This window comes from Plastoroseomonas arctica (assembly GCF_018128965.1).
In the GTDB taxonomy this organism is placed as follows: Bacteria; Pseudomonadota; Alphaproteobacteria; order Acetobacterales; family Acetobacteraceae; genus Plastoroseomonas; species Plastoroseomonas arctica.
Genome location: NZ_JAAEDH010000004.1, coordinates 107,914 through 131,722, shown reverse-complemented (window position 1 = coordinate 131,722; position 23,809 = coordinate 107,914). Strand labels below are relative to the sequence as shown.

Here is a 23,809-nt window from a genome sequence, read left to right as displayed (position 1 = left end):
AAAACCGCGCCACCGCGCGGCAAGGAGAGCGCATGACGCGGCCGCGCAAGATGCACCTCGTCGCCTATCTGAAAACCTCGCCGACGGCGAGCTACGCGCCGGGCTGGCGCTATCCCGGCGCGCCGCTCGATGATCTGTGGACGCCGCAGCGCTACGAACACATCGCGCGTGTGCTGGAGCAGGCGCGCTTCGATGCCGCCTTCTTCGCCGATGAGTTCGGCGTGCCCGATGTCTATAAGGGCAGCTATGCCGATTATCTCGGCCGCGGCGGGCAGCTGAGCCTTCTCGACCCGATGCTGCTGCTGCCGCTGATGGCGCGGGTGACCACGCATATCGGCCTCGGCTCCACGCTGTCGACCACCTTCTACGGGCCGTACCAGCTGGCGCGCAGCATCGGCACGCTCGACCTGTTGAGCGGCGGGCGCGCGGCGTGGAATGTCGTCACCTCGGCGTCGGATTACGAGGCGCGGAATGCGGGCATGGAGGGGCTGCCGCCGAAGGAGCTGCGCTACGACCGCGCCGATGAGGTGCTCGAGGCGTGCTGCGCGCTGTGGGATGGGTGGGATGCGGATGCGCTGGTGCTGGATCGCGAGGGCGGCGTCTTCGCGGATGCGTCGAAGGTGCGCTACGCGGATTACGTGGGCAAGCATGTCAGCGTGCGCGGGCCGCTGTCCATTCCGCGCACCCCGCAGGGGCGGCCGGTGATCCTGCAGGCGGGTTCGTCACCGCGCGGGCGCGAGTTTGCCGCGCGCTGGGCGGAGATGATCTTCTGCTCGCATGCCACGAAGGAGGATGCGCTGGCCTATGTCACGGACATGCGCGCGCGCATCGCGGCGGGCGGGCGCGTGGCCGAGGATGTGCGCATCCTGCCCTCGCTGTTGGTGGTGGTGGGCGAGACGGATTCGATCGCGCGCGAGAAGGCCGCGTTCCTCGATGCGCGGACCGATCCGGAGCTGGTGCTGGCGTCCAGTTCCTCTCTGCTTGGCGTGGATCTCAGCATGATCGAGACGGCGGAGGGCGCGGAGCGCGCGGCGGGGAACCACGGCATCGCGGGATCGCGCGACCGGATGGCGCAGCTGGCCCGCGCGCAGGGGATCAGCTTTGCGGCCGCCGTGCGCAAGCCCCGCGGGTTGCTGGCCGGTTCGCCCACGACCATCGCGGACCACATGGAGGATTGGTTCACCTCCGGCGCCTGCGATGGGTTCGTGCTGCCGCCGACGGTGTTCCCAGCCACCTATGAGGAGTTCGGGCGGATGGTGGTGCCGGAACTGCAGCGGCGGGGGCTGTTCCGGCGGGAATATGCGGGCAGCACGCTGCGCGAGAATGTGGTGAATCCCGGATAGAGCGACGCGCCTACTCCGCCGCCGCGGCCAGGCGTGGATTGCCGGGGGTTGGCAGGCCCATCCGCTCGCGCGTGGTCGCACCCTCATACGCCTTGCGGAACAGGCCGCGCTTCTGCAACTCGGGCACCACCATCTCGACGAAATTCTTCAGTGAACGCGGCATCACAGGATTCGAGATCATGAAGCCGTCGCAAGCCTGGCCGCGGAACCACAGCTCCAGCGTGTCGGCGATCTGCGCGGGCGTGCCCTTCACCACCGGCGCGCCCATCGAGGAGAGCGCGCGCTGGTAGCATTGGCGGATGGTGAGATTGTCGCGCCGCGCGCCCTCGATCAGGTAGGTGCGCAGGCTGGTGCCGCTGGCGACTTTTTCCGGCAGATCCGGCAGCGGCGCGTCGAGGTCGTGGCCGCTCAGATCCTTGTCCACCAGTTTCGAGAGGTAGTGAACGCCGAGGCTCGGCGAGATCAGCGCCTGCAATTCCTCGAACAGGCGCTCCGCCTCGGCCTCCGTCTCCCCGCAATAGGTGACGATGCTGGGGAGGAAGCGCAGCGTCTCCGGCGCGCGTCCATACTTTGCCATGCGGGACTTGATGTCGGCATAGGCCTTCTGGCAGCTCTGCATCGAATCGCCGGCGGCGAACATCGCATCGGCGTGCTTCGCGGCGAGTTCGCGGCCGCGGTCGGATTGGCCGGCCATGAACACCATCGGGTGCCCCTGCGGCGGGCGGGCGATGTTGAGCGGCCCCTTCACCGAGAAATGCTTCCCCACATGGTTCAGCCTATGCACCTTGGCTGGGTCGAGGTAGCGCCCCGTCGCCTTGTCCTGCGGGAAGGCGTCCTCGTCCCAGCTGTCCCACAGGCCCTTCACGACCTCGACGAATTCCTCAGCGCGCTCATAGCGTTCGTCACGCGCGTAGTTCTCGTCGCGGCCGAAATTCTGCGCATCGCCGGCGTATTGCGAGGTGACCACGTTCCACCCCGCGCGGCCCGCGCTGATATGGTCCAGCGAGGCGAAGCGCCGCGCAACGGCATAGGGCTCGTCATAGCTGGTGGTGCTGGTTGCGACGAGGCCGATGTGGCGCGTCGCCATCGCGACCGCGGAGAGCACCGTCACGGGCTCAAACCCCGCCGGCCTCGCGGAGGGGAAGTTCGCGGCGAAAAGCGCGGGCTTGTCCATCTCGCGCACGGCGTTGCCATCGGCGAGGAAGACGGCGTCGAACAGGCCGCGCTCGGCGATCTGCGTGGCCTCGACGATGTGGCCGAGATTCATCACCGTGTCGGACCAGGCGTCGGGGTGGCGCCAGCCGCCGAGATGCGCGCCGGTCGCATTTGGCATCATGATGAGGTTCATCATGTCGCAGTCGCCGAGAACGCCGAACCTAATGAGCCGTCAGGGATCGAGATGCCTACCATGCCAAGATACTCCGCCGCCGCCATATGGGCCGGTGACCGTAGCAATCCTCCCTGTCTTCCAATCTACAGAGCAAAGCGGCAGGCAGCAAAAACAATCTTGCGTCGTGAGATCCGTCACAAAGTGACGCCAGGATCGGGGCGCGCGTCAGCCGCATTTTATAGTGATCTTCAACAATCCGGCCGTCTGCGCCGCTGCCATGCCAATAGTGGCGCCGCGACTGCATGACCGCGCTCCGCATCGCCAACAATGTCGCTCTGATGCAGATCCTCGCGGAGCAGCTCCGTCAGCAGCCCACCGCCCATTGGCTGAAAGCACTGGAGGAGATCGGCATCCCCGCCGAGCCCGTGCTCCACTACGATTAAGCGCTGGTGCACCCCCAGGCTCGATCCCTCGGCGTCGTGACTGACATCCCTGGCGCCACGCGCGGCCTGAAGCAGACACTCGCCCCGGCGGTGCACCTGTCCGAGACGCCCTCCTCCATTCGCCGCCCCGCCCCGGGCCTGGACGAACGCGGTGCCGAAATCCGGGCCTGGCTCAGTGCTGCCAGCTGAAGCGCGATGCCGCGAGAATCTCTGGTTCCGTGAGCGCTGTCACATCGGTCCGGCAATGCAGACTTCGGCGATGGCAACGCTTTGCGCGCGTCGACTTTCCAGCCCGCGCGGCACCGCAGCGATCAGCGTGCGGGTATAGGGGTGGCGTGGCGCGAACAAAACCTCGGCCGGCGGCCCTTCCTCGACGATGCGCCCTGCGCTCATCACCCCGATGCGGTGGCAGATGCGGGAGACAACGGCCAGGTCGTGGCTGATGAGGATGATGGTGAGGCCGAGCTCGCGATTCAGGTCGCGCAGCAGGTTCACGATCTGACCTTGCAGCGACACGTCGAGCGAGGAGACCGGCTCATCGGCCACCAGCACATCCGGGCCGATTGCGAGCGCGCGGGCAATGCCGACGCGCTGGCGCTGGCCGCCGGAAAGTTCGTGCGGCAGGCGCTGGAGCAGAACGGTGTCGAGCCCGACCTGGGCGAGCAACGGGGGAAGGGCATCCGCCGCCTCGGCGCGGGTGAGGCCGCGGGCGACCAGCGCCTCCATCAGCGTGCGCCGGATGCGCTTGCGCGGGTTGAGCGAGGAATGCGTGTCCTGGAATACCATCTGCACGCCGCGGCGATAGATCCGGCGGTGCACGCCGGTGAGCATGGCGATGTCCTGGCCGCGATAGCGCACCATGCCGTCGCTGGGGGCGAGCAGCCCGACCATGATCTGCGCCAACGTCGACTTGCCGCACCCGCTTTCGCCCACCAGGCCGAAGATCTCCCCCGGCGGGATGGCAAGCGAGACGCCGTCCACCGCTGCCACGTCGGCCACCTTGCGCGTGAAGCGCTCGATCAGACCGCGCCGCAGCGCGTACGTCTTTTGGATGTCGCAGAGTTCCAGCAGCGGCTGCGTCATCGCAGCGCCTCCCAGCAGACGGCCATGTGCGGGCCCTCACGCCAGATGCCGGGTGTCTCCGCCGTGCAACGGTCGAAGGCCGCGTCGCAGCGCGGGGCGAAGGGACAGCCGGGGGGCACCGCGCCCAGGCGCGGCGGCAGGCCGGGGATGGTGGGCATGGGCCCGGTTTCGCCATCCAGGCGCGGGGTGCAGCGCAGCAGTTGGCGCGTGTAGGGATGGCGCGGACGGCCGAACAGCGTCTCGACCGCCGCCTCCTCCACCACGCGCCCGGCATACATGACCGAGACGCGGTCGCAGACCTCGGCCACCAGTTCGAGGTTGTGGCTGATGAACAGGATGGCGATGCCGAGTTCGCGCCGGACACGGTCCAGCATCGCCATCACCTGCGCCTGCACGGTGACGTCTAGCGCGGTGGTGGGCTCGTCCGCGATCAGCAACTCGGGATCGTTGGCCACCGCGAGCGCGGTCATCACGCGCTGGCGCATGCCGCCCGAGAGTTCATGCGCATAGGCGCGCAGCCTTTCGCGCGGCCGCGCGATGCCGACCAGGTCGAACAGCGCCTCCGCCCGGTCGCGCGCGTCGGCCGCGCCCAGCCGCTGATGGGTGCGCAGGCTGTCGGTGATCTGCCGCCCGACGGGGATGGCGGGGTTGAGCGCACTCAGCGGGTCCTGAAAGATCATCCCGATCCGCGCACCGCGCAGCCGCTCGACCTTGCCTGGCGCGGTCAGGTCAATGCCGTCGAACACCACCCGCCCGCTGCTGACCTTCGCACCGCGCGGCAGCAGCCCCATGACGGCCAGCGCGGTGAGGGATTTGCCGGACCCGCTTTCGCCGACCAGGCCCACCACCTCCCCACGATGGATGCGCAGGTCCACGCCGCGCACCGCATCATGCCAGCGGGACCGCTCGCCGAACGCCACATGCAATCCATCGATGCGCAGCAGGGGATCGTCGGTCATGCCGTGACCGCGGTGATGTTGTGCCGCGGGTCCAGCCGGTCGCGCAGCCCGTCGCCCAGCAGGTTGAAGCCGATCACGGTCAGCGAGATGGCAGCACCCGGAAACACCGACAGCCACCATTCGCCCGAGAGCAGGAAGTTGCGCGCATCGGCGAGCATGTTGCCCCAGCTTGCAGTGGGCGGCTGCACGCCCAGGCCCACGAAGCTCACCGAGGCCTCAATGATGATGCCCAGCGCCAGCATCAGCGTCGCTTGCACGATCACCGGCGACAGACAATTGGGCAGCACGTCAGACAGCATGATGCGCACGCTGCCTACCCCCTGCAGCCGCCGTGCGGCCACGTAGTTCGCCTGCGATTCCGACAGCGCCGTGGTGTAGGTCACCCGCGCCAGCGTCGGCACGTAGAGCAGGCCGAGAAGCAGCATCAGCTTCACCTCATTGCCGATCATGAAGGGGCCGATCCGCGCCTCCCGAATGCCGAAGATGCCGACCAGCGCGATCGCCCAAATCAGCACGGGAATGGCGGCCACAGCATCGAGCAGCCGCATCGTCGCCTGTTCGAACCAGGTGCCGCGATGAAACCCCGCCGCGAGCCCCAGCGACACACCAAGGCACAGCCCGATCATCACCGCGAACCCCGCGACGCTGAGCGACGACCGGCTGGCCCAGATGACGCGGCTGAGCACATCCCGCCCGGACTGGTCAGTGCCGAAGAGGAAACGCGCATCGGGTTCGAGAAGCTGGTCGGGAATGGATACGCGCAGCGGATCGAAGGGCGCGATCCAGGGCGCGAGGACGGCCATGATTAGTAGGGAGAGGATGATGAGGGCGCCGAGGAAACCGGCGATGCCGCCGCAGGCGCGGATCATGACAGCATGGGGGAAATGAATTTCCCCCAAACCCCCTTTCTTTTATCTTTTTCTAATGGCGCTGGTTGGGCGGTCAGTGCGGCATCGGGCCTGTTGATGGCACCTGCCAGCGGGAACCAATAAATCAAAAAAGAAAGAATGGGGGTTTGGGGGAAATTCATTGCCCCCAAGTTTGCTTTCCTCATGACGTCGCTAGCTTCGGATTCAACCAGGCGTTGACCAGATCCGCGACGAGGTTCGCCACCACGAAGATGATCGTGAATACCATCACCACCGCCTGCACCAGCGCGTAGTCGCGCTGCTGGATCGCGGTGAGCAGTGCGCGCGACATGCCGCCGATGTTGAAGACGCGCTCGATGATCAGCGCCAGCCCAAACATGTGCCCGAAGGACACGCCGGCGATGGTGACGACCGGCACCAGCGCGTTGCGCAGCGCGTAGCGCAGCACCCGCAGGCGGGACAGGCCGGATGCGCGCGCGGTGCGCATGTAGTCCTGCCCCAGCACGTCGAGCAGCGCGGAGCGTGTCATGCGCGTGAGCACCGCCATGTAGAAGACGGAGAGGCAGAAGACCGGCAGCGCGATGGACATGAGGTGCGCTTCCAGCCCCTCGCTGAGCGGGACGAAGCCGCCCGGCGGAAACCAGTCGCGCTCGACCGCGAAGGCGAGAACCAACACGAGCGCCAGCCAGAAACCGGGGATGGACACGCCGAGCACCGCGAGCAGCCGCGCCGCATAGTCGATGGGCCCGTCGCGGAACACGGCGGAGAGCGTCCCCAGCGTGAGCGAGACGAGGAAGGCGACGATGAAGGCGATGGTGACAAGTTCCAGCGTCACCGGCAGCGTTGCCGCCACCTCCACATTCATGTGCAGCCGCGTGGTGAAGGATTGCCCGAGATCGCCATGCAGGGCCAGGCGTTCGAGCCAGGCGAGGTATTGCACGATAATCGGCCGGTCCAACCCGTATTGCGCGTCGAAGGCGGCGATCTGCGCATCGGTCACATCATCGCCCAGCACGATGCGCGCCGGGCTTTCGGGGATGGAGCGCGTGAGCACGAACAGGATCAGGCTCACTACGAGCAGGGAGAAGAGCGAGAACCCGGCGCGGCGCACCATAAGGCTCAGCATCAGCCGAGGCTCACGTCGCGCACCGTCACGGTCTGGCCCTGGCTCACCTTGAAGTTGCGCACGCGGTCGCGCCAAAGATTCGCGGCGGAGAAAAAGCCCAGCCAAAGGAAGGGCGATTCATCAGCGAGGAGCATCTGCATCTCCGCCAGGATGGGCTTCATTTTCTCGTCCTCATTCTCCGCGAAGGCGGCGCGCATCAGCGCCTCCAGCCGCGGATTGGCATAGTTGGAGGAGCGCGACATGAACTGGCCTGCGGTGAGGTAGACCATGATCATGTAGGTCGCCTCGCCCGGCGACATGAAGTTGCCGATCAGCGCATCTAGCTCGCCGCGGCTAAGTGCCGGCGAGAGCACAGATTGCTCGGCCATCCGCAGCTTCACCTCGATGTTGAGCTTGGCCAGTTCGGATTGCAGGAAGATGGCAGCGTCGCGGCTGTCGAGCAGATAGGGCACCGACGCGCAGGCGAGTTCGAAGCTGGCACCGTTGGGATATTTCGACCGCGCCAGATAGTCGCGCGCCTTGTCGAGATTGTAGTCGAGCTTCGCGTTGGCCTCGGGGTTGAACCACCAGGATGAGGCCGGTGCGGGCACCGCAGCGGTTTCCACCATGCCGTGATAGATGCGTTCGTTGATGGTGCGCCGGTCGATGGCGTGCGCCATGGCGAGGCGGAAATTCAGGTCGTCGAAGGGTGGCCGCGCATTGTTCATCGCGATGAAGCTCCACCCGCCCAGCGTGGGCCGCGACCCGCCCTGAATGCCGCGCCGGGTGCGCAGCCGGGGGAAATCGCGTGGCGGCGGGACGGAGATGATGTCCGCCTGGCCGCTAAGCAGATAGGCGACGCGCGCAGCATCCTCGGGCACCTGGCGCACCACCAAGCGGTCCCAGGCGGGCTTGCCCGGCGTCCAGTAGTTCGGGTTCTTGCGGAAGCTGATGAAGTCGTTCGGGCGCCATTCCTCGAAGAGGCCGGGGCCGGTGCCGACGCCGGTCGGGCGCCGGCGGAAATGATCCTCGCCGAGCTCTTCGCGCGAGCCCTTGGGCCAGATGCCCATGAACTTCGTAAGAAAGGTCATCCAGGGCGAGAAGGGCTCCTTTAGGATGACCCGCAGCCGCGTGGGGCTGTCCACCTCGACATGCGACAGGCGAGAGAAGGTCGGCCCGCGCGCCGCGCGATTGGCCGGATTGAGCATGTACTCAAAACTGTATTTCACATCCTCCGAATCGAGGATCTTGCCGTTGTGGAAGCGCACGCCTTCGCGCAGCTCGAAGGCGTAGGTGAGCTTGTCGGCGGAGATGGTCGGCAACGCCTTAGCGAGTTGCGGGCGCAGCACCCCGTCAATGTCGTATTCGACCAGATTCTCGAACACCATCTGGCAGGCGATCATCCAGTCATGATCGGGCGGGTTGATCGGGTCGCAGGAGGTGGGCGTGGTCGGCAGCGCGACGGTCAGCGTGGTGCCGGCCTGTGCCCCGGCCTCACGCGCCCAGGCGCCGGAGAAAGCGCCGAGACCAGCGCCCAGCGCGGTGCGTCGGGAAAGCTCCATGGCCCGCGCCCCTATTCGGCGGCCATCCTTGCGGTTTCGGGCGCCGCCTGGACGCCGCGCACGAGGCGCCCCGGCAGCGTGCCGGTGGCCTTGCCGCTCTCGGTGACGACCACGCCGGAGAGGATGGTGGCCAAATAGCCCTTGACATGCTGGATCAACCGCTTGCCGCCGGCCGGCAGGTCATAGGCGACCTCCAGCGGGCCGATGGCCAGGCCGGCATAGTCGATGATGTTCACATCCGCCTTATAGCCCGGCGCGATGACGCCGCGATCGGCCAGGCCGATGGCGTTCGCCGCGTCTGATGTCAGCCTCCGCACCATCCATTCCAGCGGCACCTTGGCGCCGCGGGTGCGGTCGCGCGTCCAATGCATCAGCGAATGGGTGACGGTGGAGCTGTCGCAGATGAAGGAGTAATGCGCCCCGCCATCGCCCAGCCCCATCACCGTGTTGGGGTGCTGCATCATCTCCAGACACACATCGAGGTTGCCCTCGACGTAGTTCGTGACAGGGCGATAGAGCGTGGTCTTGCCGCCCTTCTGCAGCAGCAGGTCGTAGACGAAGGACTCGACCGGAATACCGGCCGCATCGGCGCGCGCCTGGATGGAATCCTCAGGCGTCGGTTCATAATCCGCCGGGTCACCGAGTTCGAACATCTTGGTGTAGGTGTTCAGTCGGCGCTTGAGCATCGGGTCTTCGGTGGTCTCGGCCAGCAGCTTCTCGCGCATCTCCGGCGTGGCGAGGATCGCGAGGCGCTCGGCGAAGGGCAGATGCGCGATCGCCTTGTAGGACGGGCGTTCGCAGAACGGGTTGATGGACAGCTCATAGCCGAGGTTGATGGCGATCGGGCGGCCCATCACCTGGGCGAGCATCTTCACGCCATCCTTGTTCGCCTCGTCGAGCAGTTCCAGCAGGCGCTTGTAGCGCTTGGGGTCGTTCTCGCGCTGCGCGAAGGTCATGGAGATCGCGCGGCCCTTGCTGCGCTCGGCCACACGGCGGAGCAGGGCGAATTCCTCCTCCGGCTCGTCGAAGTCGGAGATGACCTGCAGCCAGCCCTTGCCGTAGTCGCCGACTGCCTCGGCGATCACGGCCAGCTCTTCCTCGGCCGAGCCCAGCGTCGGCGTGGGTTCACCAGCCAGCGTCTTGTGGGCGATGGCGCGCGAGGTGGAGAAGCCGACCGCACCGGCCTTCATGCCCTCCACCGTGAGGCGCGCCATCTCCGCGCGCTCGGCGGGCGTGGAGGGTTCGCGCTGGAAGCCGCGCTCGCCCATCACATAGACGCGGATGGCGGCGTGCGGCACCTGGGCCACGAGGTCGAGGTCGAATTGCCGCGCATCGAGGCGGTCGAGGAAATCGGGAAAGGTCTCCCAGTTCCAGTCGAGACCTTCGGTCATCACCACTTCGGGGATGTCCTCCACGCCTTCCATCAGCGCCACCAGCATCTCCCGGTCGGCCGGCTTGCACGGCGCGAAGCCCACGCCGCAATTGCCGATCATCGCCGTAGTCACGCCATTCCAGGAGGAGGGGTCGAGCCGGTTCGACCACATGGCCTGCGCATCGTAATGCGTGTGGATATCGACAAAGCCGGGTGTGATGAGCAGCCCCGTAGCGTCGATCTCGCGATCTCCCTTGATCGTGACCGTGCCGACCTCGACGATGCGATCGCCGATGATGGCCACGTCGCCACGGTAAGGCTGCCCGCCGGTGCCATCCACGATGGTGCCGTTGCGAATCACAATGCTTGTTGCGTCAGCCATGGGATGCTCCTGCGAAGGATCATTGGCCGGCGATTTCAGCGTTCCCAGAAGTCAGATTAGGCATTGTCGGCGCTCGGCGCATAGGGGCTTCCGTGGCAAATCCGCAGACAAGCTCGAAGCTGTGCACTACCAATGGGAGTTAGCGGCACAGCGCCAGATGAGTGGCCGCCGCGTGGTGCATCGGGGGAGGTCCAGCTTTGCAACCGCTGAAACGGTCGTCTGGATTTTTCCCAATCCTGGTACTGATTCTCGTCCTGCACCCTCCGGCGAATGCGCAGCCCATCAGATCCCCCCAGCCAACACCGCCGGCCAGCGCCCTGGTTCTGCCGGCAGCGCAGGCGCGGCTTTCCGTGGCGCAGATCCCGGCCGCGGACACAGCTGACGCCCTACTGCACGTCGAGCGGCCTGGGCGCTTTTCGATCCGCGCCGAAAGTGCGGCCGGCACCGCTCTACAGCTTGTAGACATGGCAAGCGGCCCGGGCGAATGGGCGGGCGTGCCCGGTGTCGAGAACGGCCGGCTCGACGTGCTGCTCGATACTGGAACCTACAAGCTGCGCACAGCCGGCGCCCCCAACGCCACTGGCATCGCGCGGCTCAGCGTCGAGCCATTCCAGGAGGCCGCCGCGCCAGCACCCATCGGGCCAGCGCAGCCGCTTAACGCCGAGCTGCGCGACCTCCAGCAGCGCAGCCTCTGGTTCACCCTCGGCACCCGGCGCTCGATCCGCCTGGAGGCGGCGGGCCGCGGGCTGGGCGATCTGCGGATCTGGACGGAGCATGGCGACCTCGTCGCGGTCGACGCGACCGCAAGCCTGCTGGAACCGCGCGCCGGTCGCCCGCTGCGCAGCATCCTGCTGGCCCCGCTGCTCGAGCCCGGCACCTACCGGGTCACAGCCTATGGCGGCGAATCGCTGCCTTGGGCCTATGGCGATGCCGCGCAACCCTTCTCGCTGCGGATGGGCTGGTCGGGCGCGTTAGATGAGGGCGCGGTCGCCGGCCAGATCGGCCTGTTCGGCAGCGAGGTCTTCGAAGTGACCTCCCAGGCCGGGCTGTATCGCCTGACGGTCCCGGCGGGCGAGGCAGCGACACTGCGGGTGCGCACCGGCGACGCGATCGCTACCGCGTCCATCGCCGCGGAAAGCCGCAATCCCTCCACGGTGCTGCGCCCCGGCCCACGGCAGAACCAGCCACGTTTCGTCGAAATCCATGGTCGCGAAGGCCAAGCCTACAGCCTCCGAGCGCTTGGCGGCGTGATCCTGACTGAACGACTCCCCGACGCGAGAACGCCGCCCCCCGGCACGCCCCGGCCCACCCCGGATTGGCGGCTGGCCGAGGCCGCCGGTTTCGGTGGGGACGAGGTCCCGCCAACGCTGATCCTCGCCCTCCAACCCGCCAATGGTCCGGCCGCCATCCTCGCGTCGCACGGACCACGCATCGGACCGGCCGCCGCCTGGCGCGCGAGCTTCAACCTGCGCGGGCCCAGCAGCCTCTATGTCGAAGTCACCGCCCCAGGTCCCATCCTGCTGCGGACCAGCGGCGTCGCCCTGGGCGCCACGTTCCAGCCGGTGCTCGCACCGGCCGCGCAGGCCGCCCCGTCCTATGCGCGGGCCGATGGCGAGGCTGCGACCACCTGGGACGTGGCGGCAGGGTGGTATCTGCTGCGGCTTGCGCCCGTGCGCGGTGCCCAGGGGGTGCTCGATCTCACCATCGGCCCGCCGGCGCTGCAGCCGGCATCGCCGGCGCCACCGCTGCCGGCTGATCCGGTGCTTGACCTCGGGCGGCATGGCGTGCCCGAGGGGTCCACCCTGCGCCTGGCCGGCGGCAGCGTGCCGGGTGGCAGCATGGCGCTCATCACGCGAAGCTTGCCGCTCGACCTCGACGCGGGCGCTGTCACCGTCACGCAGCTTCCCGGCGTCGCGTTGCAACGCGCCTTGGTCGCGGTGCCGGTGGATGAGGTGGTGGTGACGGAAATCGGCGGGGCGCGCCTGCTCGCCGGCACCGGGCCGGACGCCATCTCGCTTCGGGTCCCGGCCCGTCCCGCCGCGCAGGACCTGCTGCTGCAGGTGCCGGCCCGCGCCGTGGCGCGCAACCTCATGATTGCGCGGCGCCTGCCGGTGCCGCAGGCCGTTCTGCCTATACCGAGGCCGCTGCCCGCGCTGGCGACGCTCGCCGTCGATCGCCCGTTCTACTTCGACCTCGCGCGCGGCGGCGTGCGCAGCTTTGCCGTCACGCTGCCGGAGGGCGGGCTTTATCGCGTCGAGACGCTGGGCCGGTTGCGCACCGCCGGCAGCATTGGCACCGCCTTCATCGCGCCACTGGACCAGGCGGTGGGCAATGGCGTTGGCGAGAACATGCTGATCCAGCGCCACCTTGGCGCCGGCGCGTATCGACTGAGCGTGACGGCGGAGGAGTCGAGTGGCCGCGTGGGCGTGGTGGTCCGCCCATTGCCGATGCAGCAGGCCGCGATCCTTCTACCGGGAGCCACCAGCCGCGCGAGCCTGCCCGCAGGGGCGGGGCTGACCATCCCGATCGACATCACCGAGGCGGCCACCTACCGGCTCGACCTGCTGTCGCTCGGCCGCGCCGTGACCGCGCGGCTGGAGGATGCGGATGGTTGGCCGCTGCTGCCGGCGGGCGCGCTCGACGGGACGGAGCAGGACCTCGCGCCGGGTCGCTACCGACTCGTGGTGCTGCCGGCCGATGTGCCGAGCCGGGTCGTTGCCCGCCTTGCGCCTCTGGGGGATCCACCGCCGACCGCAGGGCATGGGCCGCACGCGCTGGGTTTCGCCAACGCGGCAGTACATGAATGGCGCGAACCGGCGGCGCCGGACGCCCCGCGCACGCCCGACCTGTGGGACTTTGCGCTCTTCGGACCGTCTCCGATCACGCTTGCCATCACCGAGGGGATGGGCGCCGAACTGCATCGCCTGGATGCGCCGCAACGGATCGGCGCCCTGGCGGATGGCAGCAATTTCGCGGGCGTGCTCCCCGCGGGGCGCTACCGCGTCAGCGCCCGCGCCTTGGCTCGCAACGACCGGCTGCCCTACCGGCTCATCCTCTCCAGTACCGATCTGCAACCCGATGCACCCCGCGAGGTGAACCCGTCCGGCAGCATCGGCTTCGCCATCGAGTCCGAGCGGGTGGTGAACATCACCAGCTTCGGCCCGACGGATATCCGCGCGACGCTGCGCGACGCCGAGGGGCGCGTCGTGCTTCGAGAGGATGACCGGGCGGATGACTGGAACATCGCCCTCTCCCGCAGGCTGCCCGCGGGGCGCTACGTGCTGGGCCTGTCGCCGGCGGTTCCGGCGCCCGGACTGCGGCGCGCCGCCGAGGCGGAGGATGGCGACGAGGAGAGCGACGAGCCGCGCCCGTCCCCGCGCTACGATGAGCCCGGTGAGCCTGAAGAGGGGCCGGAGCCAGCCCGCAGCATCCTACGGCTGACGCTGCCGGAATCACTGCCTGCGCAGCATGCCTCCGCCGAGGGCGCGACGGTGCTGCAGGCCACCGGGGTGCACAGCCTGACCCTGCCGGTGCCCCCACCCGGCAGCCTCGTCCTCGCCGCCGCTGAGTCGGTCGAGGAGGTGGTGCTGAGCCTGGAACGCCAGGGCAGTGACGGCACTTGGCAGATGCTCACCAGCCAGCGCGGCAAGTCCGCCGTGGTAGCGGTGCCGGCCGAGGCGGGCATGGTGCTGCGCGCGGTGGTCTGGCGGGTCGATGGCGGCGATGCGTCCATCCGCTTCGCGGCGCGCTTCCCCGCGCCGCCTGCCCAGGCGCTGGGCCAGGTGGTGCCGGTGCCCGCCGAGCTCGGCAACGGGCTGCATGTGGCGCTGGTGGCGGTGCCCGGATCGGCGCTGGTCTCCCTCGACAGCGAGGGCTTGCGACAGGCGAGCGCGGCAACCGGTCTGGCTCCGGTGGTCGGCGGTATCGTCGCGCCGCAATCCGAGAGGCTGTGGCTGTTGGCGCCGGCTGCCGCGCCGTTGCAAGCCACGGCCGCAATCGTCGGCGCGCGGCCGCTGATCCTGACCCTGGAAGCAGGCCAGACCGCCACCCTACCGGCCGGCGACGGCCCGGGCCGGCTCTGGCTGGCCGAGAGCGGCGTGGATGTCGCGGCGTTGGATGCCGGCCGCGGCATGGGCGTCGCTCCCGGATCGAGCCTGGCGCTTGCCGAAGGACCCTGGCTGCGGCTGCGCAATGCCGCAGGGCCGGGGCCGATCCGCGCCTCGCTGCGGGCGATCAACCCCGCGCTGGCGCCGCCGCTCGACATCGGCGATGGCTTCCGCGCGGCGCTCGCGGGCAACGCCGCCCAACCGCTGCTGCTGCCGCCGGGGCCCAAGCGGCTGCGGCTCGATCTGCCCGCCGGTGGTGCCGCTGTGCTTGGATGGCGCGGTGCTGAGGCCGTCACGGTCTGGGCCGGGGACGCACCGCTCAGCCGGACGCTCGATGGCGACTGGACCGAGCTGCTGCTGGTCAATACCGCGGCGCAGGCGGCGCCTGCGATGGTGCAGGCGGCCGCGCTCGGTCGCGCGGTCGAAGGGCTGCGGGCGGGCCAGCCGCTGCGCCGCTTCTTCGGTGCCGCGGGTTCCGTCGCACTGCCGGTGGAGGCATCGCCCGGGACTCGGCTGCGCGTCGTTGGTGCGGGGCGGGTGCAGCTGGTCGGTGCCGATGGCGCGGTGCGGAGCGGCGCCGACCTGCGTGCGTCCGGCCCGGGCCTGCTGGTGCTGGACCATGCGCCGGGGCCGATCCTCGCCTGGCTGGGCGAGGGGGATCCCTTCCCCGAGGCAGCCCCGCAGGACGCCCCGCTGGTGGGCCACCTTCCGCTCGCCGGGGCGGCCATGGCGTTGCGGCTGGCACCCGCCGCGCCGGTGCTGTTCCAGGCGCGCAGCACCGGCCCCGTGATCCTCGCGCTCGGCGGCGCACCGCCAGAGGTCTTTCCGGCCGGCGCCGAGTTCCAGCGCTACCTGCCGGCCGGCCCCACCACCCTGCGGCTGATGGCGCCGCAGGACGGCGCGCTGAGCGGCACGCTGGAGCTCAGCGCCGCACCGGTACTGACCTTGGCCGAGGGCATCGGCGAGCCGGTCCTGGTGGCACCCGGCGGCACCGCGCTATTTGGCTTCGACCTTGCCCGCGCCGCGATGGTTGGCCTGGGCGTGCGAGCGGCGCCGGACCGGGTCGCGGTGCGCATCCTCGCCGCCGACGGCACGCCGGCAGGCGAAGGCGTGGCCCAGCTGCGCCGCCTCCCGGCCGGGCGCTACATCATCGAAGCGCGGGTGCCGCCGGATGCCGCGACCACCGAGATCCGCCCCGCGATCGTGGGCCTGGTCCCACGCCCGAGCGGCCCGCCGGCCGAGATCGCCCGCCAGTACCAGACCCTGACCGGCGTGTTGCCGGCAGCCACGCGTTGAGGATCCAGCACCGATGATCCGACTGATCCTCTGCCTGGCGCTGCTGGCGGTCGCGCCGGCCCACGCCCAACCACTCGACCGCCTGGCCCGAGCCGATGGCGCGACCGTCGTGCCCGACCGGTTCCTGCGACGGTGGGACGCGGTGACCGTGCTGTTCGACACCGACCAGGGCCCGGCCCAGGGCGGGGCGGAGGATGTGCCCGAGCGCCTGGTCACCATGGCGCCCGCCATCCCCGGCGCCTGGCAGTGGCTGGGCCCGCGCGCCCTTCAGTTCCGCCCGACGGAGCCCTGGCAGCCCCTCCAGCGCATCGCCATCACCGCGGCCGGGCGCACCACGCGGCTGGTCCCGCTGCTCTCCGCACCGATGCGCACCAGCCCCGACGCGGCCAGCCTCGGTACGCCCAACCTCGATACCATCGCGCTCACCTTCGCCGATCCGGTCGATCCTGCGGCCCTCGCCCGGCTGCTTAGCATCGAGCTGCGCGACGTCAGGGGCGCGGTGGTTCAGACGCTCACGGCGCAGGATTTCGCCATCCGCCCGATCGAGCGCCAGACGCGCGCCGCGCCCGCCAGCTACCTTGTCGTGCTGCACCGGCCGGTCGCCGATGGCCAGGTCGTGCGACTGAGGCTGCGGCTTTCGGATGAGCCCGGGTTGGACGATCCCGCCTTCGAACTGCGGCTGCGCGGCGTCGCGCCCTTCACCCTGGCCAGCACCACCTGCGGCCGCGGTTATTCCGGCGAGACCCAGGATGGGCTGCTGCGATGCACGCCGACCGGCGCGTCCCGCCGCGGGCTGACCTTGCGCTTTTCGGAGGAACCGGCGGCGGTGGATGCCATGCAGCTGCGCCAGGCCGTGCGCATCACGCCGCCGGTCGACGACCTGGCGGTGGTGGCCGCCAATGGCCCGGTCTGGGTGCTGGGCGGCCGGTTCCGGGCCGACACGATCTACGAGGTGCGGATCGAGGCCGGCAGCCTGCGCGACAACCGCGGCCGGGCGCTCGCGACCGCCGCGGCCGGCACCCGCTTCAGCTTCGAAGCCGAGCGCCCGAGCCTCGCCTGGGATGCCGGCCAGGGGTTGGTCGAACGGCTCGGCCCGCAGATGTTGCCGCTGCGTGGCCAGGGCCATGCGCGGGCCGATCTGCGCATCCACGCCATCCCGCCGCTGGGCCGCGACTTCTGGCCGTTTCCGGCCAATGGCCTGGAGACGGACGATGGCGCGGCGCCGCCGCTGTCCGGCAACGAGCCCACACCCTGGGCCGGTACGGCGGCGTTGGGCCGAACCGCGTTGGCCGCGCGCATCCGCGCCCTGGGCTCGCCCGGCGTGTCGGAGATGGTGAACCTGCCAATCCAGCGCGGCGGAACCACGGCGCGGTTCGGGATCGATGCTGCGCCCATGTTCGCCCGGATCGCCGGGGCCCAGCAGCCCGGCGCCTACCTCGTGGGCGTTCGCCCGGTGGATGGCGGGGTGCGACGGTGGATGCGCGTGCAGGTGACGGACCTGGTGCTCACCACGGTCGAGGAGGTGGATCGGGTGCGCTTCCACGTCACCTCGCTCAGCACCGCGCGGCCCGTGGAAGGGGCCGAGATCCTGCTCGATGGCCAGCGCGGCGAGGCCTATGTGACGCTGGCGCGCGGCGTGACCGGCGCGGATGGCAGCTTCGTCTGGGCCGCGCCCGCCGCCGGCAGCAGGCCGGACACGCTGCGCCGCGAACTGCGCCGCATCGTCATCCTCAAGGGCAACGACACGCTGGTGCTCGACCCGGGTCGTCCGCCGCCGCAATACGCGCAGGGGAACTGGGCGGCCGGCGGCGGGCGCTGGCTCGGCTGGACGCAGGAGGATGTGTCGGAGCGGCGCCCGGCGCCGCAGCTGCTGTGCCACGTCTTCACCGAACGGCCGATCTACCGGCCAGAGGATCCCGTCCATATCCAGGCCTTCGTGCGTCGCTACAGCGGCGGCGCGCTGGAGTTCTGGCGCGCGCCCGGCACGCTGGTGATCTCCGGCCCGGCGGACCAGGAATGGCGGATCCCCGTCACCCCCACCGATGCCGGCGGCGTCCATCACCTATTCGCGGAGCAGACGGACGCGACCGGCGACTACACCGTGCGGTTCGAGAATGCGGAGGGTGCGACCTGCGGCGAGACCACCTTCAAGAAGGAGGCCTATCGCCTGCCGAGCTTCGAGGCGCTGCTGACCGCGCCCACGCCGGTGCCGCTGGACGCGCCCTTTTCGGTCGAGCTGCTGGCGCGCTATTTCGCCGGCGGCCTGGCCGCGGACCGGCCGGTGAGCTGGCGCGTGACGCAATTCCCGCACGCCTGGACGCCGCCCGCGCGCGACGGGTTCTGGTTCAGCAGCGACAGCCGCTTTTCGGCACAGCGGGAATTCCGCTCCTCCCCGGTGCTGAACCGCGAGACGCGCACCGATGATGCGGGCACGGCCCGCCTGGTGCTCGACCCCAGCGTGGAGCCGACCGCGCAGCCGCGCCGCTACGTGATCGAAGCGACCGTGACCGGCGATGACGACATCCAGGTGCGCAGCACCCAATCGGTCGTCGCACTGCCGGCGCTGGTGCTGGGGCTGAAGGTGCCGCGACACATCGCCTCGCTCGGCGCCATCGATGCCGAGATGATCGTGACCGATGCGGAGGGACGGGCGCGGCCCGATATCGCGGTCACGGCACGGCTGATCCGGCGCAACTGGATATCCACCCTTCAGGCCAGCGATTTCAGCCAGGGCGCGGCGCGCTACGAGACCGAGACGGTGGACGAGGTCATCGAGGAACGCAGCCTGACCAGCGCGGCCGATGCAACGCCGCTCCGCTTTGAGGCACACGAGGCCGGGGTCTACCTCGTCCAGCTCGACGCCGAGGACCGCCTGGGCCGCCGGCAAACCGTGCGCGTGGATCTGTTCATGGCCGGGGACACGCCCGTCACCTGGCCCCGCCCACCCGCGCAGACCGTGACCCTCAGCGTCGAGCGCGACGCCCACGCGCCCGGCGAGACGGCGACGGTACTGATCCAGAGCCCGTTCCAGAACGCGCGTGCCCTGGTCGTCATCGAGGAGCCGGAGGGACGGTTCCGCTACGACTGGGTCGATATCACCAACGGCTTCGCTCGCTACAGCCTGACCGTGCGGCGCGAGCAGATGCCGCGCGTCGCGGTGCATGTGCTGCTGATGCGCGGCCGGCTGGCTGGGCCGCCGCCCTCGGCCACGGCCCCCTTCGATCAGGGGCGGCCGGTGACATTGGCGGCGACGGCCTGGGTGAACGTCACACCCGTCCAGCACCGCGTGCAGGTGGCGCTGCAGGTGCCCGCCACCGCCCGCCCGGGCGAGGAGGTGGAGGTTGCGCTGCGCCTGTCGGACGAGGCCGGGCGGCCGGTGGCCGGCGAGGCCGCCTTCTGGCTGGTCGATCAGGCGGTGCTGTCCCTGGCGCGCGAACAACCGCTGGATCCCTTGCGGAACTTTGTCGTGGACCGGCCCTCGCGGATGGCGGCAAGGGACACACGCAGCCTGGCCTTCGGCATCATCCCGTTGGACGAAAACCCCGGCGGCGACGAGGGCGAGGCGGCCTGGGCGCAGGAGAACGTCTCGGTCCGGCGCAACTTCACCCCGGTGCCGGTGTACCTGCCGCGCGTACGGGTAGGCGCCGACGGGCTGGCGCGCATTCGGGTGCGGCTGCCCGATACGCTGACCGTGTTCCGGTTGCGTGCCAAGGCGATCAGCGGGCCGAGCCGGTTCGGCTTCGGGGTCGGAGAGATCCGGGTGCGGCAGCCGCTGGTGGCGCAGCCGGCACTGCCGCGCTTCCTCCGCCCGGGCGACCGCTTCGAGGCGACGGTGATCGCGCGCATCATCGAGGGGCCGGGAGGGGCCGGGCAGGCGAGCCTCGCGGCGGAGGGGCTGACCCTGACGGGGCCGGCGACGCAGGCGATCGCGTGGCAGCCGAACCGGCCGGCGCAGCTGGGCTTCCAGGTCACCGTGCCGCCCGCGGGCGCGGATGCGGCGCGGCTGCGCTTCCTTGTGCGGCGGACGGCCGATGGCGCCGGCGATGCGGTGGAGCTGACCTTGCCCATCCAGCCCGACCGCCCGCCGCTGCGCGAGCGCGTCATTCTCACGGTCGCACCTGGCGGCAGCGCGGTCTGGCCACCACCGACGCAGCCGGTACGCCCGGGCAGCCATGCCGGACGCCTGAGCGTGACCACCGATGCCGCCGTGGCGCGGCTGCTGGGCGGCATGAGTGCCTTGCTCGCCAACCCCTATGGCGGCACCGAGCAGCGCCTTGCCCTCGCTGCGGCCTCGGTCGCACTCGCGCCATTCGCGCCGCTGCAGACCGCGGCCGGATTGCAGGACCGGCTGGCGGCCGATGTGCGGGCCGCCCAGCGCGCCATCCAGCAGGCAACCGATGCCGATGGGCTGGTCGCCTTCTGGCCCCGCCAGCGCGGCAGCGTCTGGCTGACCGCCAGCGCCTACCGCTTCCTGACCGCCGCCGCGCAGGCCGGGCAGGCGGTGGACCGGCCGATGGTCGACCGCCTCGCCGAGGTGCTGACCCGCGCATTGCGGTCGGACTACCCGCAGCTAATGCGCGGCGAGGAACTGCGCGAACGGGTGGCCGCGCTCTCCGCGCTCGCCGAGGCCGGCAAGCTGGAACCGGCCTATGCCGCCGAGCTCGCGCGCCGCGCCGGCCAGATGCCGACCGAAACCCTTGCCCAGGCGGCCGCCGCCATCGCCATGCTGCCGCCCGACAGCCAGGCCATGCTGCCGGTGCTGCTGGAGACGCTGTGGGGCAGGGTGCGGGTGCTCAACCGCGATGGCCGGCCGGCCTATGCGGGGCTGAGCGAAACCGGTGGCAATCCCCTGATCCTGCCGTCCGAAACCCGCGGCTTGGCGGAGCTGACCCTGGCCGTCAGCCGTGCGGCGCCGCAGGAGCCGCGCCTCGCCTTGCTGCGGGACGGGCTGCTGCGCCTGGGCGGCGCGAATGGCTGGGGCAATGCCAATGCCGACGCGGGCGCGCTGCGTGCGCTCGCCGCCGGCTGGGGCGCGGACGCTGGCACGTCAGCGGTGCGGGTCGTGTTGCCGCAAGGGCCGCAGACTGCGGCACTCGGCCCGAACACGCCGGTCATGAGCTGGACCGTCAACAACGCCGGGGCCTCGCGCATCGAGAACCAGGGCGGCGTGCCGGTGCTGGTGCTCGCAGAGCGGCGCTATCTGCCGGTCCAGCCGGGCGCCGAGGCACCGGCCGTACAGGAGGGCTTCGTGCTGACCCGCGCGCTGTTCCGCGTGTCGCCGGGCGGTGGGCCACTCGAGCGCCTCGCCCCTGGCCCCGACGGCGCAATCCGGCTCAGCCTCGGTGACATTGTCGAGGAAGTGGCGGAATGGGTGAACCCGGAGGACCGCGTCCACGTCGCCCTGACCTTGCCGATGGCTGCGGGGATGGAGCCGTTGAACCCCGCTCTGGCCACCGCGCCGGCCGAGGCGACGCCGTCACCCGGCGCGCGCACCCAGCCCGATTGGGTGGCCTATGGCGATGACCGGCTCTCGGCGGTGTTCACCACGCTGCCGAGCGGCAATCACCGCATCGCGCTGCGGATGCGCGCCAACATCGCCGGCAGCTTCACCCAGCCGCCCGGCGAGGTGGAGATGCTCTATCGCGCGGGCGTCCATGGAGCGAGTGCGGGACTGCGGCTGGTCATCGCCCCTTGAGGCGCTGGCGCCTCCTCGCCTGGGCGGCGCCGGCCGTATTGCTGCTTGCGGTCTACGGCGCCGAGGTCGCCCGCCGCGCGGAGTTGCGCGCCCCAGATGCCACGCCAATCCTGACCGATCGGCACGGGGCCTTCCTGACCCAGCTCGGGCATGAGCGGGAGGTGCGGGGCTTCGGCCGCATGGCGGAGTACGGCTACTGGCCGGTCACACCGCCCGAGCGCGTGGCGCGTGCGATGCTGGCGCTGGAGGATCAGCGCTTTGCCTACCACCCCGGCATCGACCCTGCCGCCGTGCTGCGCGCAGCCTGGAACAATCTGACCGGCGCCGGGCGCCGCTCGGGAGCCTCGACCATCGCGATGCAGGTGGCGCGGATGCAGGATCCGGGCCCGCGTCATCTCTGGGCCAAGGCAGTCGAGGCGGGGACCGCAATCGCCCTGACGCTGCGCTATGGTCGCGAGGCGGTGCTGGCGCAGTACCTGCGGCTCGTGCCCTACGGCAACGGCAGCCACGGCATCGGCCACGCGGCGCGGTACTACTTCGACAAGCCCGCGGGCGACCTGAGCTGGGCCGAGATCGCGTTGCTGTCGGCTATCCCGCAGGCCCCCGCTCTGCACAATCCCCGGCACGCGGAGGGGCTCGCGCGCGCGGTCGCGCGCGGCCATCGCGCCCTCGCCTTGCTGGCCGCGCAGGGTGCCATCGGGCCCGAGGAACACGCCACCGCCGCGGCCCAGCTTGCCGCCTTCGTCCTTCCGGCCCAGCCGCTGCGACCCGATGCGCTGCATTTGGTGCTGCGGCTGCGCGAGATAGTGGACCGTGTGGGTATCGCCGGCCTCGACCCCGGGGATGCGCGCCTGCGCACCACGGTCGACCTCGGCTTGCAGGCCCGCGTTGCGCGGCTCGCGGAGGCCCGGTTGGATGCGCTGCGCCCGGCAGGGGCGCAGCAGGTGGCGGTGCTGGTGGTGGCACGCGGCACGCGCGAGGTGCTGGCCTCGCTGGGATCCGCCGGCTACGCGGCGACGCCGGGCGGCGCCTTCGACTACAGCGTGGCCAGCCGCTCGCCGGGCAGCACGCTCAAGCCGTTTCTCTACGCGCTGGCGCTGCAACGCGGCGTCCTCAGGCCAGACGAGATCATGGCCGACCTGCCCGACCGGTCGCTGGGTATTGGCAATGCCGATGGCGGTTTTTTGGGGCCGTTGCTGCCGCGCCAGGCGCTCGCCAATTCGCGCAACATCCCCGCCGCAAACCTGCTGCGCCGCATCGGGCTGGAGAGCGCCTTCCAGCAGCTGCGCGAACTGGGCCTGCATGATAGCGAGGTCCCGGCCGCGCATTTCGGCCTGTCCATGGCCGTGGGGTCGCTGCCGACCGGGCTCGACCGGCTGGTACGCGCCTATGGCGCCCTGGCCGAGGATGGCGTGCTGGGCGAGTTGGTCTGGTATCATGGGCAGCGCGTCGCCCCGCCGCGCCGGCTGATGCCGCAGTCAGCGGCGCGGCAGGTGACGCTGTTCCTGGCCGACCCGCAGGCGCGGCTGCCCAGCTTTCAGCGGCACGGGACCACCGAATACCCCTTTGCCGTGGCGCTGAAGACCGGCACTTCGCAGGGCTACCGCGATGCCTGGATCGTCGCCTGGTCCGACGCGTTCCTGGTCGGCGTCTGGGTGGGGCGCGCCGATGCCGGGCCGATGCTGGGTGTGACCGGCGGGCAGGCCGCGGGCGCGATCGCGCAGGCGATCCTGCTCGACCTGCATGGGACCTCGGCCGATGCGCTGGTCGCCGGCGGCTTCGCCGCGCCGGATGGGACCGCACCTGTGGCGCTGTGCGCCCGCACCGGGCGGCCGGATGACGGCGCCTGTGGTCCGACCCTGCTGGAATGGCTGCCGGCGGAAGACGCGCTGGGTGCGAGAGCCGAGTTTGACCTGACACCGCCGGGTGATGTGGAACTGCGCGCTTCGCCGGTGCAACGCCTTTCGGTGGTTTCCCCCGAGCACAACAGCCGATTTTGGCGCAATCCCGAGGCCCTGCCGCGGCTGAACCGTATCACTCTTCGCGCTGCAGTCCGGCTGGCGGTGCCGCAGGTGGTCTGGCATGTGGATGGCGAACCGTTTGCCATCACCGATCCAGGTGAGCCGGTGTACTGGCCGATGACGCCGGGCATCCATCAATTTCAGCTTCGGCTGCCGTCAGGGGAGACGGCCTCGCGCCAGGTGCGGATCGTGGTGGAATAGCGAAGCTCGGCGTCAGGCCTCGGACGCCACCACCACCAAGCA

The 23,809-nt window shown here is 70.2% G+C and carries 13 protein-coding genes; 6 read left to right on the top strand and 7 right to left on the bottom strand.

What is annotated here, in order from left to right:
• The first annotated feature begins 32 nt into the window (after window positions 1–32).
• On the top strand, window positions 33–1,343 hold the full coding sequence (locus tag GXW79_RS05695) for an NtaA/DmoA family FMN-dependent monooxygenase (RefSeq protein WP_211873382.1): 1,311 nt from the start codon (window positions 33–35) through the stop codon (window positions 1,341–1,343).
• A 10-nt stretch (window positions 1,344–1,353) separates the two neighbouring features.
• Here GXW79_RS05695 and GXW79_RS05690 read toward each other — a convergent pair whose 3' ends face one another.
• Window positions 1,354–2,694 carry an LLM class flavin-dependent oxidoreductase gene (locus GXW79_RS05690; RefSeq protein WP_211873381.1) on the bottom strand — a complete coding sequence of 447 codons (1,341 nt, stop codon included), beginning with the start codon at window positions 2,692–2,694 and terminating at the stop codon, window positions 1,354–1,356.
• A gap of 281 nt (window positions 2,695–2,975) precedes the next feature.
• Here GXW79_RS05690 and GXW79_RS05685 point away from each other — a divergent pair, with 281 nt between their 5' ends.
• On the top strand, window positions 2,976–3,116 hold the full coding sequence (locus tag GXW79_RS05685) for a hypothetical protein (RefSeq protein ID WP_211873380.1): 141 nt from the start codon (window positions 2,976–2,978) through the stop codon (window positions 3,114–3,116).
• 36 nt (window positions 3,117–3,152) lie between these two features.
• Complete coding sequence (locus GXW79_RS05680; RefSeq protein ID WP_211873379.1) at window positions 3,153–3,305, top strand: hypothetical protein; 153 nt, start codon at window positions 3,153–3,155, stop codon at window positions 3,303–3,305.
• Between the two features lie 39 nt (window positions 3,306–3,344).
• Here the strand turns inward: GXW79_RS05680 and GXW79_RS05675 are convergent, their stop codons facing one another.
• The 6 genes from GXW79_RS05675 to GXW79_RS05650 all read right to left on the bottom strand — a co-directional run bounded on the left by GXW79_RS05675 (window position 3,345) and on the right by GXW79_RS05650 (window position 10,448).
• Entirely contained in the window at window positions 3,345–4,199 is an 855-nt protein-coding gene (locus GXW79_RS05675) for an ATP-binding cassette domain-containing protein (RefSeq protein WP_211873378.1), read from the bottom strand.
• The gene (locus GXW79_RS05670; protein ID WP_211873377.1) at window positions 4,196–5,158 is read right to left on the bottom strand and encodes an ABC transporter ATP-binding protein; all 963 of its coding nucleotides are present in this window, start codon (window positions 5,156–5,158) and stop codon (window positions 4,196–4,198) included. The genes GXW79_RS05675 and GXW79_RS05670 overlap by 4 nt, the downstream gene beginning before the upstream one ends.
• Window positions 5,155–6,027 carry an ABC transporter permease gene (locus GXW79_RS05665; protein ID WP_211873376.1) on the bottom strand — a complete coding sequence of 291 codons (873 nt, stop codon included), beginning with the start codon at window positions 6,025–6,027 and terminating at the stop codon, window positions 5,155–5,157. The genes GXW79_RS05670 and GXW79_RS05665 overlap by 4 nt, the downstream gene beginning before the upstream one ends.
• Before the next feature lie 181 nt (window positions 6,028–6,208).
• Window positions 6,209–7,153 (bottom strand): ABC transporter permease, encoded by a 945-nt coding sequence (locus GXW79_RS05660; protein ID WP_211873375.1) that lies wholly within the window; start codon window positions 7,151–7,153, stop codon window positions 6,209–6,211.
• Entirely contained in the window at window positions 7,153–8,694 is a 1,542-nt protein-coding gene (locus GXW79_RS05655) for an ABC transporter substrate-binding protein (protein WP_211873374.1), read from the bottom strand. The genes GXW79_RS05660 and GXW79_RS05655 overlap by 1 nt, the downstream gene beginning before the upstream one ends.
• Window positions 8,695–8,705: 11 nt before the next feature.
• Window positions 8,706–10,448 carry an N-acyl-D-amino-acid deacylase family protein gene (locus GXW79_RS05650; RefSeq protein ID WP_211873373.1) on the bottom strand — a complete coding sequence of 581 codons (1,743 nt, stop codon included), beginning with the start codon at window positions 10,446–10,448 and terminating at the stop codon, window positions 8,706–8,708.
• A gap of 464 nt (window positions 10,449–10,912) precedes the next feature.
• Here GXW79_RS05650 and GXW79_RS05645 point away from each other — a divergent pair, with 464 nt between their 5' ends.
• Genes GXW79_RS05645 through GXW79_RS05635 form a run of 3 tightly spaced genes read left to right on the top strand, consistent with a single transcriptional unit; the run spans window position 10,913 to window position 23,767 of the window.
• Window positions 10,913–15,850: a hypothetical protein gene (locus tag GXW79_RS05645; protein WP_211873372.1), complete on the top strand. Its 4,938-nt coding sequence runs from the start codon at window positions 10,913–10,915 to the stop codon at window positions 15,848–15,850.
• Window positions 15,851–15,863: 13 nt separating this feature from the next.
• On the top strand, window positions 15,864–21,545 hold the full coding sequence (locus GXW79_RS05640; RefSeq protein ID WP_211873371.1) for an alpha-2-macroglobulin: 5,682 nt from the start codon (window positions 15,864–15,866) through the stop codon (window positions 21,543–21,545).
• Window positions 21,542–23,767 (top strand): transglycosylase domain-containing protein, encoded by a 2,226-nt coding sequence (locus GXW79_RS05635; RefSeq protein ID WP_211873370.1) that lies wholly within the window; start codon window positions 21,542–21,544, stop codon window positions 23,765–23,767. Before GXW79_RS05640 ends, GXW79_RS05635 begins: the two co-directional genes overlap by 4 nt.
• Window positions 23,768–23,809: the final 42 nt, after the last annotated feature.

Coding starts and splice junctions, on each gene's coding strand:
- GXW79_RS05695 (WP_211873382.1), top strand. CDS start 33: ATGACGCGGCCGCGCAAGATGCACCTCGTCGCCTATCTGAAAACCTCG.
- GXW79_RS05690 (WP_211873381.1), bottom strand. CDS start 2,694: ATGATGAACCTCATCATGATGCCAAATGCGACCGGCGCGCATCTCGGC.
- GXW79_RS05685 (WP_211873380.1), top strand. CDS start 2,976: ATGACCGCGCTCCGCATCGCCAACAATGTCGCTCTGATGCAGATCCTC.
- GXW79_RS05675 (WP_211873378.1), bottom strand. CDS start 4,199: ATGACGCAGCCGCTGCTGGAACTCTGCGACATCCAAAAGACGTACGCG.
- GXW79_RS05670 (WP_211873377.1), bottom strand. CDS start 5,158: ATGACCGACGATCCCCTGCTGCGCATCGATGGATTGCATGTGGCGTTC.
- GXW79_RS05665 (WP_211873376.1), bottom strand. CDS start 6,027: ATGATCCGCGCCTGCGGCGGCATCGCCGGTTTCCTCGGCGCCCTCATC.
- GXW79_RS05660 (WP_211873375.1), bottom strand. CDS start 7,153: ATGCTGAGCCTTATGGTGCGCCGCGCCGGGTTCTCGCTCTTCTCCCTG.
- GXW79_RS05655 (WP_211873374.1), bottom strand. CDS start 8,694: ATGGAGCTTTCCCGACGCACCGCGCTGGGCGCTGGTCTCGGCGCTTTC.
- GXW79_RS05650 (WP_211873373.1), bottom strand. CDS start 10,448: ATGGCTGACGCAACAAGCATTGTGATTCGCAACGGCACCATCGTGGAT.
- GXW79_RS05645 (WP_211873372.1), top strand. CDS start 10,913: ATGGCAAGCGGCCCGGGCGAATGGGCGGGCGTGCCCGGTGTCGAGAAC.
- GXW79_RS05640 (WP_211873371.1), top strand. CDS start 15,864: ATGATCCGACTGATCCTCTGCCTGGCGCTGCTGGCGGTCGCGCCGGCC.